Source organism: Burkholderia sp. KCJ3K979 (assembly GCF_016759955.1).
In the GTDB taxonomy this organism is placed as follows: domain Bacteria; phylum Pseudomonadota; class Gammaproteobacteria; order Burkholderiales; family Burkholderiaceae; genus Burkholderia; species Burkholderia orbicola.
In genome coordinates, this window is the sequence record NZ_JACFYV010000026.1 from 37184 (window position 1) to 52817 (window position 15634).

The 15634-nt window shown below is 64.9% G+C and carries 7 protein-coding genes; all 7 read right to left on the reverse strand.

Annotation, left to right across the window (positions count from 1 at the left end; all coding sequences use genetic code 11):
* Positions 1–395: 395 nt before the first annotated feature.
* Entirely contained in the window at positions 396–3116 is a 2721-nt protein-coding gene (locus tag H3O04_RS09190; RefSeq protein WP_202587540.1) for a TonB-dependent receptor plug domain-containing protein, read from the reverse strand.
* 823 nt (positions 3117–3939) lie between these two features.
* Positions 3940–7113 carry a multidrug efflux RND transporter permease subunit gene (locus H3O04_RS09195; RefSeq protein WP_202587541.1) on the reverse strand — a complete coding sequence of 1058 codons (3174 nt, stop codon included), beginning with the start codon at positions 7111–7113 and terminating at the stop codon, positions 3940–3942.
* 112 nt (positions 7114–7225) lie between these two features.
* Entirely contained in the window at positions 7226–8860 is a 1635-nt protein-coding gene (locus H3O04_RS09200) for an ABC transporter ATP-binding protein (RefSeq protein WP_202587542.1), read from the reverse strand.
* The gene (locus H3O04_RS09205) at positions 8860–9963 is read right to left on the reverse strand and encodes an ABC transporter permease (RefSeq protein ID WP_011694290.1); all 1104 of its coding nucleotides are present in this window, start codon (positions 9961–9963) and stop codon (positions 8860–8862) included. Before H3O04_RS09205 ends, H3O04_RS09200 begins: the two co-directional genes overlap by 1 nt.
* Positions 9917–10969 carry a microcin C ABC transporter permease YejB gene (locus tag H3O04_RS09210; RefSeq protein ID WP_124477813.1) on the reverse strand — a complete coding sequence of 351 codons (1053 nt, stop codon included), beginning with the start codon at positions 10967–10969 and terminating at the stop codon, positions 9917–9919. Before H3O04_RS09210 ends, H3O04_RS09205 begins: the two co-directional genes overlap by 47 nt.
* Positions 10970–10981: 12 nt before the next feature.
* On the reverse strand, positions 10982–12844 hold the full coding sequence (locus H3O04_RS09215; protein WP_202587537.1) for an extracellular solute-binding protein: 1863 nt from the start codon (positions 12842–12844) through the stop codon (positions 10982–10984).
* A gap of 188 nt (positions 12845–13032) precedes the next feature.
* Positions 13033–15634 (reverse strand): TonB-dependent receptor (locus H3O04_RS09220; protein WP_202587538.1); only part of this gene is annotated, 2602 nt, incomplete at its 5' end.

The window sequence follows — 15634 nt, forward strand, 5'->3', positions numbered from 1 at the left end:
TCTGGTTTGAGCTTGCCGTCGGCTACGTCCTGAATGACCTTGAGTCGATCCAGCTCGCGCATCGTCATCGTGATCCGCTCCGTTGCAGCCATCGCAGCCTCCGGCGCCGGGAAACCGGCAGCCGTCCAGCATGCCAGCAGTCAAAAACACGACATCTGTAAATAGCCAGAACACGACATTAGGATATGGCTGCCACAATCAAAAATGTCGATAATGTTGATTATGTAAAATAAGATAAATCGACGGCAGCGAGGTGCTGCTGGCCAAGCGTCCTCGCGTTCAAACCCTGCATCTCTGCACTTGACCTGAGGCCGGCTCCCGGTCCAGCTCGTTCTTCGTCGTCCCGGCGCGGGCCGCGCGCCGGGACCGGTTGCCGCCTGGCGGCTTCCTCCCTGTCAGAACCGGTACGTCGCCCCGACCTGGAAGAAACGACCAAGGTTCGTGTAGAGCGACTGGTCATAGCCAGTGATGTCGGGCACGGCTTGCCACTCGACGTCGAACGGCGGCTTCTTGTCGAAGAGGTTCGTGATGCCGCCGTAAATCGTCCAATGCTTGAAGCCGCGATAGTTGAACATGAGGTTGAACTGGCTGTACGACGCCACCGATCCCGTACCGCCGTCGCCGAATTCCGCGGCCACGGCGTTCGTATATGGCCCCGTGTATTGCCAGGTCAGCGTGGTAGTCAGTTGCCGGTAGTCCCAGCTCACGCTCGTATTGCCCTTCCAGCGCGGATTGCTCGCGCCGAACGGCTGCAGCAGCGCAAGGTTGTTGCCGGCGAAGTCCTGCGGTGCGGTTCCGGGGCTGTGCAGCTTGAAGTGCCACACATAAGTCCAGTCGCCTGCGAGCGTGAACGTGCCGTACTTGGTACGCAGCGCTTTGCGGAAATTGAGATCGAAGCCATCAGTGTCGAGCGCACCTAGGTTCACGAAATGCTGAACGAGGTAACGCACCGACCCGTCGGCGTTGCGCACGACACGGGAGGGATCGTTGGCGACGAGCACCGCGTTCGGATCGTCGGTGCCGATGACGCCGTCGATGCGGACCTTGTAGAACGCCGCACCGATATCGGTCATCGCATCGGGTGAAAGCTGGAAGCCGATGTTGTAGTTCTTCGTGTGCTCGGGCTGAAGATTCGGATTGCCCGCGACTTGCTCCGTCGTGAAGTGCTTGGTCGGCACACCGCTCGGATCGTTCGGATCGACGAGGTTCTGGTGAGAGAGATAGACGGCCTGCGAGTTTTCGACGAGGGTCGGCGCGCGGAAGCCGCGACTGTACGATGCATACGTCGTCAGCATTTGCACCGGCTGGAAACGCAGCGCAAAACTCGGCGAAAACGCCCCGCCGAAGTCGCTGTAGTGATCGTAGCGGCCCGCCTGCGTGAACGTCAGGTTGCGCAGGATCGGAATGTCGACCTGGTAGAACGCGGCGGCGACGTTGCGCGAACCCTCCACCGTCTGCACGTTCGCGGGTGCGGATACGCCCTGCGACGCGAGCGTCTGCGGGTTGATCGTCGACGATTCGTGACGGAACTCGGTGCCCAGGCCCAGGCCGACCGGGCCCCCGGGCAGCGTGAAGAGATTCGACGTCGAGGCCTTGGCTGTCACGCTGTCGACCTTCGAGATGGCCTGCTGATCGTCGTCCGTGAAAACGCCGTTCAGGCCGTTTGGCGTGGCGGCCGGGTTCGAGAAGTTGTAGGTGCCGTTCGCGAGCATGTTCTCGAGGCCCGCGACGTTGATCCGGTTGCGATACGTCGTATCGACGGTGCTCTGCGAGTGGCCGTAATCGGCCGACCAGTCCCACGCGCCGAATCTGCCCGTGTCGAACGAACCTTTGACGCCCGTGTTCGCCATCCAGAACGTCGATACCGTGTCCGCCCCTACTACGTTGCCCGGGAAGGTCAGGTTGATCGCCGTCGGCACGCCGAACGGGTTATAGGGGTTGCTCACCGGTACGGTGCGCGGCAGCGGCGAAACGGACCCGGTCGACGGGTTGTAGACGTTCGTCGTGCTCGAGATCGAGGCCGGTCCCTGCAACTGGACGGTTTCATCGCGGCTCACCCAGAAGCCCGCATAGGCCTGCGTGTTGTCGTCGATCTTGAAGGTGGCGCGCACCTTCGCGTTCAGGCGCGTCGTGGACGGAACGAGCGATGTCGACGCGGCCGGGTTGTACGTGCAATTGGTCGCGCTCGTCTTGCTGCCCGGCGGGCACGGCGAAAGCGGCACCCTGGAGCCGTCCGCCAGCGACCAGTACGATTGCTGGTTCGGCCCGAGCGGCGCTGCCAGCCCGCCGGGATATTGCGTGAAGTCTTGCGCCGACGTCATGTCGCGATCGCCGAGCGTCGAGCCCGAATCGCGGTAATAGCTGGCGGCCGCGGTGACGTTGAAGCGATCCGAATTCAGGTCGCCGAAGCCGGCCAGTACACTGAAGTTGCCCTGCCCGTCGCCCGGATGCTGCGCCTTGCCGAGTTGGCCGTCGATCTGCAGGCCCTGAAAGTTCTTCTTCGTAATGATGTTGACGACGCCCGCGATCGCGTCCGAGCCGTAGACGGATACCGCGCCGGTCTTGACGATCTCGACGCGCTCGACCATGTTCAACGGGATCGCGTTGACATCGAAGAACGTGTCGGTGAAGTTCACCGACTGCGCATAGTTCGCGACGCGCTGGCCATCGACGAGCACGAGCGTGTATTTCTCGCTGAGCCCGCGCAACGCCATGCCGGCGCCGCCGGGGGCCGAGCTGTTCATCGTCGTCTGGCCCCAGCTGCTTGCGGAATTGGCCGAGGTCGAACGCAGGAAATCGGCAACCGTCGTGTATCCGCTTTGCTGGATTTCCTTCGCGGTGATGACCTGCACCTCGGTGTGACCGACCTTGTCGGATGTACGGATCAGCGAGCCCGTCACTTCGAACTTGTCGAGCTTTTTCACGGTCTGCCCGCCCGCGGCGGTGCCCGATGCCGGCGCGGGCGCGGCGGCGGCCGTGCTGCCGGTTCGCTCGGCGGCGACGCTCCCGTCGACAGGCGTTGTCTGCGCGTAAGCGGAGGTACCCAAAGCCGCCGTCAACGCGACTTCAGCCCATACGATGCTGCGTATTGCCGATCCCAAAGCCGTTGGTTTCATAACACCCCTCTGTCGTCGCAAGGCCTCACCTTTTTGTATGCACGGAGATTCGCCGGCCTTTAAATAGCGTTGCCCCGCGTTCCTGATTCGTCGTCTGGCAATCAAAAACCATTCCGTCCGTCCGCTCATTCCTTTCAAATTTATTTCTTCCACTGCAGAGTGGAATGAATTTGAAATAAAAGAAACGGCATTCCTATAGAGTTAGGAAACCTAATTACATGGATCGATCTTTCCGTGCATCGAACGACCGCATACAAGATGCCCCTGGAACATTCGCACCATGGCGCTTCGTCAATTAGCGCGCATGTGTTGCCAGGAAAGGCAGTCGCTCGTTGAAGGGCTGCTTTACGTCTTCACTTTTAAAGTCTTAATGCACGGCATCTTCATTACCGTTCACTACCAAAGTTTTACGTTGGACGCGAACATAGCAGGACAGAATCGATGCGTCAAAAAATATTTGATGCCACATAACTTTGTTTAGGTGCAATAGATGCACTCGGTTGGTGCCGAATAAAAATCGATATGGCTCATCCGCCGCTACCGTTGTTCTGTCTTCCTTGTGCGACTGCCTTTTCCACCCGCTCGCGCATGCGCCGCAATGGAGCACGCGACCGGTACTCGTCAGACCGAACTTTTTTGTTTACCAGAGAGGAGACACGAATCCTTGGCATGGAAACAGTCCGAACGTGTGATCCATGAATCCCGTCGTGTAGCGTTCCGCGATCAACAGATCGGACTCCTGATAGCACAGCCATTCGAGCACGTGCTAGGCGTCGCGCATCCGTCATCCCGTGATCGCACCGCCAACGTCCCGTCGCGACCATCAATCGATCTCCAGATTTTCAGCTGTTTCCACGCGCTGCGCGTCGCGCTTCGTCACCGCCGCATGCCGCCCGCGCCGGCCTGCGGATACCACCACCCGAAACGCCACCGGCGCGAACACGAGCCCGAACATCGTTGCAGCGAGCACGCCCCCGAACGCACCCGTGCCGATCGATCGCCGGCTTTCCGCACCCGCGCCGGTCGCCAGCACGAGCGGCACGACGCCCAGCAGGAACGCCATCGACGTCATCATGATCGGCCGGAATCGCGCGGCGGCCGCGTCGATCACCGCCTGCCGCAGCGGCACGCCGCTCCCGGCCAGATCGCGCGCGTACTGCACGATCAGGATCGCATTCTTCGCCGCCAGCCCGACCACCGTGATCATCCCGACCTTGAAATACACATCGTTCGGCATCCCGCGCGCGAGCGCCGCCGCGATCGCGCCGATCATGCCGAGCGGCACGATCGTCAGCACGGACAGCGGGACCGTCCAGCTTTCGTACAGCGCGGCAAGCGCCATGAAAACCGCGAGCACGGACAGCCCGACGAGCAGCGGCGTTTGCCTCGCGGCAACCTGCTCCTCGCGCGCCGCATCGACCCAGTCGAAGCCGATCCCGACCGGCAGTGCGCCGGCGAGCCGCTCCATCTCCGCCATCGCCGCGCCCGAACTCGTGCCGGTCGCCGCGCGGCCGCTGATGTCGAGCGACGGATAGCCGTTGTAGCGATTCAGCATCACCGGGCCGACCGTCCAGTGCGGCGCGGCGATGGCCGACAACGGAACCATGTCGCCGGTGCGGTTCGGCACCGTCAGCGCCATCAGTTGCGCATCGGTCGTGCGCGCGGCCGGGTCGGCCTCGATGATCACCCGCCGCATTCGGCCCGATGCCGGAAAATCGTTGATGTAGTTCGAGCCGAACGTGCCGCCCAGAAGGCCCGCGATTCGCTCGAACGGCACGCCGAGCGCGTACGCCTTCGCACGATCGACATCGAGTTCGATGCGCGGCGCGTCCGGCAGGTCTTCGAAATGCACGGCGGCGAGCAACGGATCCGCTTTCGCTCGTCCGGACAACTGCTCGCGAGCCGCCTTCAACGCGTCGAGCCCGACGCCGCCGCGATCCTCGAGCCGGAACGTGAATCCGTCGGAATGCCCGATGCCGCGCACTGACGGCGGCAGCGACGCCTCGACGTCGCCGTCGAGGATCGTGTCGAAACGCCCGTTGAGCCGGTCGCGCAACGCCATCGCGTCGACGTCGCGCCGCGCCCAGTCCTTCAGCTCCACGAACGCCATCCCGACGTTCTGCCCGCTGCCCGCGAAACTCCAGCCGATCACGCTCGTCACGTTCGCGATCGCCGGCTCCACGCGCAGGATCGCCTCGACACGCTCGACGACCGCGAGCGTGCGCGCCTGCGTGGCGCCCGCCGGCAACTGGATCATCACCTGCAGTTGGCCCTGGTCCTCGGTCGGCAGGAAGCCGCCCGGCATCATCCAGTACAGCAGCCCGCATGCGATCACGAGCACCGCGTAGACCGCCACGACCATGCCGGTGCGGCGCACGGCGAACACGGCAAGACGGCGATAACCGGATTCGACGCGCGCGAAGGACGCACCGAAGCAGTCGGCCAGATGCGTGCCGATGCCACGTCGCCGCGCGTGGCCGATTCCGCCGTCGTGTCGCGCGACCGGCTTCAGCAGGTTCGCGCACAGCGCGGGCGTGAGCGACAGCGCCATGAACGACGACACCAGCATCGAAGCGATCATCGCCACCGCGAACTGCCGATAGATGCCGCCGACGGCGCCCGGAAAAAACGCCATCGGCACGAATACGGCGGTCAGCACCGCGGTCACCCCGACGATCGCACCGCCGATCCGCTTCATTGCGCGGCGCGTGGCGTCGCGCGGCGACACGCCCTCCTCCATCACCCGGTGCACGCTCTCGACGACGACGATCGCATCGTCGACAAGGATGCCGATCGCCAGCACGAGACCGAACATCGTGAACACGTTGATCGACAGTCCGAACGCCCACATCGCGACGAACGCACCCATCAGCGTGACGGGAATCACGACGGTCGGCACCAGTGTGTAACGCAGATCGCGCAGGAACAGCCACATCACGCAAAACACCAGCACGACCGCCTCGACGAGCGTCAGCACGACCTCCCGGATCGCGATCGTCACGAAATGGGCGCCATCGAACGGAATCTCCATCGCCACGCCCGGCGGCAATACCCTCGACAGTTCGGCAAGCCGCGCACGGATCGCGTTCGACGTTTCGAGCGCGTTGCCGCGCGGGCCGAGCTGAATGCCGACGGTGGCCGCCGGGCGGCCGTTCAGCCGCGAATAGAACGAATAGTCGTCGCGGCCGATTTCGACACGCGCGACGTCGGCGACGCGCACCACCGAACCGTCCTGCTTCGACTTCAGCACGATCCGGCCGAACTCCTCCGGCGACGTCAGCTGTCCCTTGACGACGATCGTCGCGGTGAGCTGCTGGCCGCGCTCGAACGGCGCATCGCCGATCGCACCGGCCGTCACCGTCGCGTTCTGCACGCCGATCGCCGCGATCACGTCGTCGGCGCCGAGGTCGTATTCACGCAATTTGTTCGGATCGAGCCAGACCCGCAGCGCCTCGCCGGCGTCCCACAGCTCGGCCGCGCCGACGCCCGGCGCACGCTTCAGTTCGCGCAGCACGTAGCGGTTCAGGTAATCGCCGAGTTGCGCGGAATCGCGCGTGCCGTCGGTCGACGTCAGCGTGACGAGCATCAGGAACGTGTTCGCTGCCTTGAATACGCCGATCCCCTGCTGGACGACCTGCTGCGGCAACCGCGGCTCGACCTGCTTCAGCCGGTTGTTCACGTCGACGAGCGCGATGTCCGGATCGGTGCCGGGCGAAAACGTGACGTCGATCTCGAGATTGCCGTGACCGTCGCTGCTCGTCGCGTAATACAGAAGCCCGTCGGCGCCGTCGAGGCTTTCCTCGATGATGCTGCCGACGTCGCCGTCGACCGTCTCGGTCGACGCGCCCGGATACGCGGCCGTGATCACGACCCGCGGCGGCGCAAGCCGCGGATACTGCGCGATCGGAAGCTGCGGAATGGCGAGCACGCCCGCGACGACGATTGCGAGCGCAACGATCCACGCAAAGACGGGACGATCGATGAAGAACGACGGCATCGGCATGCGTCAGCGAACCGCCGGCGTTTCGGCACGGGACCGCGGAACGGCATCCCCGTCGGCGCCGCCGCACGGCGTGTGGGCGGCCTGGGCGTACTTCGCCCGGTTCACGTCAATCATCGATTCTCTCTTGTGTGCCGCGCACCGGAGCCAGCATCGACGACGCGAGCAGCGCGCGTGTATACGGATGGGACGGCGCATGCAGCACGTCGAGCGTATCGCCCTCCTCGACCACCCGCCCCGCCTTCATCACCACGACCCGGTGGGCCATTGCACGCATCACCGCGAGATCGTGCGTGATGAACAGGTAGCTCAGCTTGTACTTCTTTTGCAGATTCGTCAGCAGATTCAGCACCTGCTTCTGGATGGACACGTCGAGCGCGCTCGTCGGCTCGTCCAGCACCAGCAGCTCCGGCTCCACCGCCAGCGCGCGCGCGATCGCGATGCGCTGGCGCTGGCCGCCGGAAAATTCGTGCGGATAGCGAAGCATCGCCTCGGCCGGCAAGCCGACCTCCTGCAGCAGCGCGGCGACCCGCGCGCGCCGCGCGGCGCCGGCAACCTGCGGCCGGTGCACGGCGAGCCCCTCGCCGACGATCTGCTCGACCGTCATCCGCGGCGACAGCGAGCCGAACGGATCCTGGAACACGACCTGCATCCTGCCGTACAGCGCGTGCCTGCCGCCCGTCGTCCGCAGCGCGTCCAGCGGCATGCCGTCGATTTCGATCGAGCCCGCGGCCGGCCGCTGCAGGCCGAGCACCGTCGCCGCCAGCGTCGATTTTCCCGAGCCCGATTCGCCGACGATTCCCAGCGTTTCGCCGCGCCTCAGGTTCAACTTCACATCGTGCACGGCGCGGAACGTCGTCTTGCCGAGCACCGCGCGCCAGCCCTTCGCCGCGATGCGGTAATCGACGGCGAGGTCCTGCACGTCGAGAATCGTCTGCGCGCCGGCCGCGACCGGCTCGACGTCCCGCTGCGGGGCGCTGTCGAGCAGCCGGCGCGTATAGGCGTGCTGCGGCGCGGCGAACAGCGCGTCGGTCGTGTTCGTCTCCACGAGCACGCCCTGCTCCATCACGGCCACGCGCTGCGCAAAACGCCGCACGAGATTCAGGTCGTGCGTGATCAGCAGCACGGCCATCCCGCGCGCGGCCGCCTCTTGCTCCTGCAGTTCGATCAGCAGGTCGACGATCTGCTGGCGCACCGTCACGTCGAGCGCCGTCGTCGGCTCGTCGGCCAGCAACAGCCGCGGCCGGCATGCCAGCGCCATCGCGATCATCGCGCGCTGCCGCTGCCCGCCCGACAACTGATGCGGAAAGCTGTCGATGCGCCGTTCCGGCTCCGGAATCCCGGTGCGCCGCAGCAGCGCGATCCCCCGCTCGCGCGCATCGCCCGGCCGCAACCCCTCGTGCAGCCGCAGGCTCTCGGCAATCTGCTTGCCGATCGTATACAGCGGATTCAGCGCCGTCATCGGTTCCTGGAACACCATCGCGATGTCGGCGCCGCGAATCCCGCGCATCTGCCGTTCGGTCTTCGCGAGCAGGTCCTCGCCGTCGAACAGCATCCGTCCCGACAGCGTCGCCTGCTGCGCGAGGCGCAGGATCGACAGCGCCGTCACGCTCTTGCCCGACCCCGATTCGCCGACGAGCGCCACGCGCTCGCCGCGGCCGACCGACAGGCTCAGGTCCTGCACGGCCGCCTTCGCGCCGAAGCGCGCCGAAAACCCGTCGATCTGAAGCAACGCGTTCGCCATCATCGCTCCCCGCCGAATGCCGAGCCGCGCGAGCGCGTGTCGAGCGCGTTGCGCAGCGCGTCGCCCATGAAGGTCAGCAACAGCAGCGTGATGACGAGCGCCGCGAACGCGGAGATCGAGATCCACCACGCGTCGAGGTAGTTCTTGCCTTCCTGCAGCAGCTCGCCGAGGCTCGGCGTCGGCGGCTGCACGCCGAGGCCGAGGAAGTCGAGGCTCGTCAGCGACAGGATCGCCGCGCTCATCCGGAACGGCAGGAACGTGATCACCGGCGTCAGGCTGTTCGGCAGCACGTGCCGCCACATGATCTGCCAGTTCGACAGCCCCATCGTGCGCGCGGCCTTCACGTAGTCGAGCGCGCGGTTGCGCAGGAACTCCGCGCGCACGTAGTCGGACAGCACGAGCCAGCCGAACATCGACAGCAAGATGAACAGCAACCACAGCGAAGGGGTGAAGATCGATGCGAAGATGATCAAGAGGTACAGGTCCGGCAACGCACTCCAGATCTCGATCAGGCGCTGCCCGATCAGGTCGGTGCGGCCGCCGTAGAAGCCCTGCAGCGCGCCGGTCAGCACGCCGACCAGTACCCCCGACACGGTCAGCGCGAACGCCATCAGCACCGACAGCCGGAACCCGTACAGCAGTCGCGCGAGCACGTCGCGGCCGAACTGGTCGGTGCCGAGCCAGTTGCTCGCCGACGGCGGCGCCGGATACGGCCGCGATGCGAAATAGTCGATCGTGTCGTAACGGTAGCGATTCGGCGGATAGATCGCGAAATTGCCGCCTGTCTCGAGCTTCGCGCGAATGTACGGGTCGAGATAGTTGGTCTTCGCCGGAAAGTCGCCGCCGAACTCGGTCTCCGGATAGTCCTTCACGATCGGAAAGTAATAGTGCCCGTCGTAGCGCACGAGCAGCGGCCGATCGTTCGACAGGCCGTCGGCACACAGGCTGAGCACGAACAGCGTCGCGAAGATCGCGAGGCTTGCATAGCCGAGCGGCTGCGCACGAAAGCGCTGCCACGTGCGCCGCCACGGCGACGGCGACGGCGCGCACGCTGGATCAGTGGTCCAGGCGGCTGAACTGGATACGGGGGTCGACGAGGACATAGCAGATATCCGCGATAAGCTTGGTCAGCAGACCGATCAGGGTGAACAGGAACAGCGAGCCGAGCACGACCGGATAGTCGCGGCGGATCACCGAGTCGTACGACAGTTGCCCCATCCCGTCGAGCGAGAACAGCGTCTCGATCAGCAGGTTGCCGTTCAGGAATGCACCGACGAACGCGGCCGGCAACCCGGTGAGCAGCGGGATCGCCGCATTGCGCAACACGTGCTTCCACAGCACGTCGCGCTCCGGCGCCCCTTTCGCGCGCGCGGTCAGCACGTATTGCCGGCCGATTTCATCGAGGAACGTGTTCTTCGTCAGGATCGTGACGATCGCGAAATTGCCGATCACCGACGCGGTGACCGGCATCACCATGTGCCACAGATAGTCGAGCGTCTTGCCGATCAGCGTCAGGTCGTCGAAGTTGTCCGACGTGAGCCCGCGCATTGGGAATACCTGCCAGAACGTGCCGCCGCCGAACAGCATCAGCAGCAGCACGCCGAGCACGAAGCCCGGCACGGCATAGCCGGTCAGCACCAGTACGCTCGTCACGGTGTCGAACCGCGAACCGTTGCGCACCGCCTTCGCGATGCCGAGCGGCACCGACACGAGATACGTGAGGATCACCGTCCAAAGCCCGAGCGTGATCGACACCGGCAGCTTCGAGCGGATTACCGCCCACACGCTGCGGTGCGCGAAGTAGGACTGGCCGAGGTCGAACGTCGCATAGCTTTTCAGCATCAGCATGTAGCGTTCGAGCGGCGGCTTGTCGAAGCCGAACTGCTTGCGGATCTGCTCGATCTGCTGCGGGTCGACACCCTGGCTGCCGTGGTAGCCGCCCGCGCCTCCGCCCGCCTCCCCGCCGCGCGCGCTGCCGTGGCGCAATTGCGCGAGCACCTGTTCGACCGGGCCGCCCGGCACGAACTGCGTGACGGCGAACGTGATCGTCACGACGCCGATCAGCGTCGGGATCATCAACAGCAGGCGCCTGAGTATGTATGCCAGCATGGTTGTTCTCCGTCAGGCCGCCGGAGCGGGTTGGACCGCCGGCCGCTTCCCGTACCAGTAGTCGACGATCCAGTCCTCGTACTGATAGGAAGCCGGCACGACCGCCGGATGACCGAGCGTCGTCTTGTACGCGATCCGCGCGTTCGGCATGTAGTACTGCGGGACCAGTACGTACAGGTTGATCAGCACGCGATCAAGGGCGTGCGTGGCCGTCTCGAGATCGTCGAGCGTATTCGCCGCGAGCGCCGCGCGGATCAGCGCATCGACGGCTTTCGACTTCACGCCCGGATAGTTCTCCGAGCCGGGCTGCGAGGCAGCCGCGCTGCCGAAACGGCGCGTCAGCTCCGCGCCGGGAATCGTCACGGGCGAGTAGATATACGTCGTCATGTCGTACTCGAAATTGTCGAGCCGCTTCTGGTAGAGCGCGCTGTCGATCTCGTGCAGGTACGCATGGATGCCGAGCGTCGCGAGCGCTTGCGTGTACGGCAGGATCAGGCGATCCATGCCGGGCTGGTCGTCGATGATCTCGATCGTCATCGGCGTGCCGTTCGCGTCGCGCAGCGCGCCGTCGCGATAGTGCCAGCCGGCCTGCGCGAGCAAGTCGCGCGCTTGCCTGAGGTTCGCGCGCAGCGAGCCCGGCGGCAGCGTCGACGGCTGCTTGACCATCGGCCCGAACACCTCCGGCGGCAGCGTCGAGCGGTACGGTTCGAGCAGCGCGAGCTCCTTCGCGCTCGGCATGCCGGACGCGGCGAACGGGCTCGCGTCCCAGAAGCTGTTGGTGCGGCGGTACTGTCCGTAGAACATCATCCGGCTCATCCAGTCGAAGTCGAACGCCAGCGCGAGCGCATGCCGTACGCGCACGTCCTGGAACATCGGTTTGCGCAGGTTCATCAGGAAGCCCTGCATCTGCGCGGGGCCGTCCGGGAATTCCCCCTTCTTCAGCATGCCGTTGCTGAAATTCTTGCCGACGTACTTGCGCGCCCACTGCGTCGAGCTGTACTCCATTCGCGCGTCGACATCGCCGGCCTTGAACGCCTCGAGCGCCGTGTACTGGTCGAGGTACAGCTTGAACGACACGCGCGCGAAACGGAACATCCCTCGCCGCGACGGCAGATTCGCGGCCCAGTAGTGCGGGTTGCGCACGTACGCGATCTGCTTGTCGTTCCTGCGCTGCTCGATCAGGTACGCGCCGCTCGCGATCGGCGGCTCGTTCGCGATCTGGTCGAACGCCGGCCGCGTACCGTCCGCGCGCTGCCCCCACTTCGGCGAGAACACCGGCAGGTCGCCTGCGATCAGCGCGGCGTCGCGCTCCGCGTGCTTGAACTCGAAGCGGATCGTGTGGCTGTCGACAACCACCGCGCGCTTGATGATCGAGAATTGCGCGTTGTACAGCGGCGACGCCTGCGGGCTCGTCAGCGTATCGAACGAATACTTGACGTCAGCCGCGGTGATTGCGTCGCCGTTCGAAAAGCGCGCGGCCGGATTGATGTGGAACGTCGCGGACAGCCCGTCGACCGCCACCTCGACGTCGTCGGCGATCAGCGCGTATTCGGACGCGAGTTCATCCCAGCTGCGCTGCATCAGCGTGTCGAACATCAGGTTCTTGATGTCCGGCGCGGGCGAGCCGCGGGTCAGAAACGGGTTCAGCGAGTCGTAGCTCTGTGCTTCGTCGTAGTTTTCGAAGTTGAGCGTGCCGGTGTCCGGCGCCTGCGGATCCGCATAATCGAAATGCGTGAAGCCCGGCGGGTATTTCGGCTGGTCGTATTGCGCGATGGCCGGCACGGCGCGCGCGACCTGCGGCACGACCGCGGCGGTTACGATCAGCGCTACGCACGCGAACAGCGTGTGCATCCGCCGCCATTTCAACAGTCTCATGTTCAGTCAACCCGGTAGCGTGCCGGCCCGATGCCCGCGCGCGATCAATGCCTGTCGATTCATGCGTTGTCGATACCGGTCGAACCGGCCGTACCGTCATCGCGCCTGGTTAAAAAAGGCCGCTCCGAATTAGGGGTAGTGGACGTGGAGCGGCCTGTCCAAGCAGTTCGGTCTTGCGCGTGTCGGCGTCAGAACTTGTACGTCGCGCCAACCTGCGCGAAGCGACCGATGTACGAATACACCGACGTGTCGTACCCGCTCTGGCTCAGCGTGCCGTTCGCGAAGATCGGATCGTACGGCGGCGTGCGGTTGAAGATGTTGTCGATGCCGCCGTAGATCGTCCAGTTCTTGAAGCCCGTGTACGTCAGCATCAGGTTGAACTGGCTGTACGAACCGACTTTCGGCGGCTCCGGCAGCAGGTTCTGCGCGTACGGGCCCGTGAACTGCCACGTCAGCGCCGCGTCGAACTTGCGATAGTTCCAGTCGAGCGTCGTGTTGCCCCGCCAACGCGGGAAGCTGCCGCCGAACGGCTGCGTGATCGTGAAGTTGTTGCCCGCGCCGTTCACCGGTGCGCTGCCCGGGAAGCCGATCTTGTAGCTGTTGATGTACGCCCAGTCGCCCGACAGCGTGAGCATGCCCCAGCCCTTGAGCGGCAGACCCTGGCGGAACGTGCCTTCGAAGCCGTTCGTGTCGAGGTAGCCAAGGTTCTGGTACGGAATCACCTTGTACAGCAACTGGCCGGTCGTCGGGTCGGTCACGACCTGCGACGGCTTGCCCTGGCCGATCACGTTGTCGATGCGGATCTTGTACCAGTCGAAGCCGATATCCGTGTAGCGGGCCGGCGAGACCTGGAAGCCGATGTTGAAGTTGCGCGTGCGTTCCGGCGCGAGGTTCGGGTTGCCGACCGTGATCGACGTGTAGTTCTGACCGGTGGCCGGGTCGACCTGGATGCCGAGCGTCTGCGACTTGCTGTCCTCGACGAAGGTCGGCGCGCGGAACCCGCGGTTGTACGACGTATACAGCGTGAGCGCCTTGATCGGCTGGTAGCGTAGCGCGAAGCGCGGCGAGAACGCCCCGCCCACGTCCGTGTAGTGGTCGTAGCGACCTGCCTGGCTGAACGTCAGGTTCTCCAGGATCGGCACGTTGACCTGGTAATAGACGGCCGCGACATTGCGCGCGCCGTTCACTGTCTGCAGATCGGGCGAGACCACCGCGCCGCTCAGGTATTCCGAGCCCGGCGTCAGCGTTTCGCTCTGGTGCGTGAACTGTGCACCGAAGCCGATGCCGACGTCACCGGTCGGCAGGTGGAACAGGTTCGGTGTCGATAGCGTCGCGTCGATCGTATCGAGCTTCGAGATGCCGAGGTTGTTCGCTTCCTGGTACAGGCCGTTGAACGCGTTCGGCGTCGCGGCCGGGTTCGCGAAATTCAGCGTGCCGTTCTGGTAGATGTTGTTCAGCGCATTCACGTTCAGCTGGTTCGTAAACACGTTCGACACCGTGCTCTGCGAATGGCTGACCGACGTCGCCCAGTCCCAGTCGCCGTACGGCAGCGTGAACGAGCCCTTGATGCCGGCCGCCGCGCGCCAGTAGTTCGCCCAGGTCTTCTGCGCGACCGTGTTCGGGAACGCGTAGGTCAACGGCGTCGCCGCGCCCGTCGTGTTGTACGGGTTGGTCACCGGCACGACCGTGTTGAACGGCGACAGCAACTGCGTCTGCGGATTCCACACCAGCGCCGGGTTCTGCGGGTTGCCGATCACGTTGTTCCACAGGCCATCGTTGGTCGTGGTCGTGTTGTAGCTTTCCAGGAAGTCCGCGAACGCCGTCGTCGTGTCGTTGATCTTGAAGTCGCCATGCAGCTTCGCGTTCAGGCGTTCGGTCATAGGCAGGATCGACGTGCTTTCCGCCGTGTTGAACGCGCAGATCGTGCCCGGCAGGCCGGCCGACAGCGAGTTCGTCGCGGCCTGGCGCACCGCCCCGCCGAACGGGCAGCCGTTCAGCGCCTGCGCACTGCCGTCGGGCATGTTCCAGTAGGACGGCCCGAGCAACGAAAAGCCGCCCGGCTTGCCCGTGAAGTCCTGGTTGCGGGTCGAATCGCGATCGGCAAGCGTGAAACCGTTCGACTTGTAGTAGCTGAGCGCCGCCGTCACGTTGAAGCGGTCGGCGTTCAGGTCGCCGAAGCCGCCGAGCACGCCGAACTTCGTCGTGCCGTCGCCGTTGCCGGCGTTGATCGCGCTGCCGATGCTGCCGTCGAGCTGCAGCCCGCGGAAATTGTGTTTCGTGATGATGTTGACGACGCCGCCGATCGCGTCCGATCCGTATTGCGACACCGCGCCCGTCTTCACGATTTCGATGCGCTCGATGTCGTTGAGCGGCAGCGTGTTGAGGTCGAAGAACGAATCGACGCTGTTCGAGAAGAACGCATACGGCGCCACGCGCTGGCCGTCGACCAGCACGAGCGTGTATTTCTCGGACAGGCCGCGCAGCGCGATGCCGGCCGCGCCGGCCGCGAAGTTGCCCGACTGCCCTTCGCCCCAGCTATTCGCCGAGTTCGCCGTCGCATTGCGCAGGAAGTCGGTCACCGTCACCGCGCCGCTGGCCTGGATCTCCTTCGGCGTGATGGTCTGTACCTGCTGAAAGCCGGTCTTGTCGGATTGCCGGATCAGCGAGCCGGTCACCTCGAAACGCTTGATCTGTGCGACCTTGCCCTGCCCGTTCACGGCCGGGGCGGCGGGCGCCGTGTCGCCCGTCGCAGCCGCACCGGGTGCGACGTCGGGTGCGGCCGCCCCGGTT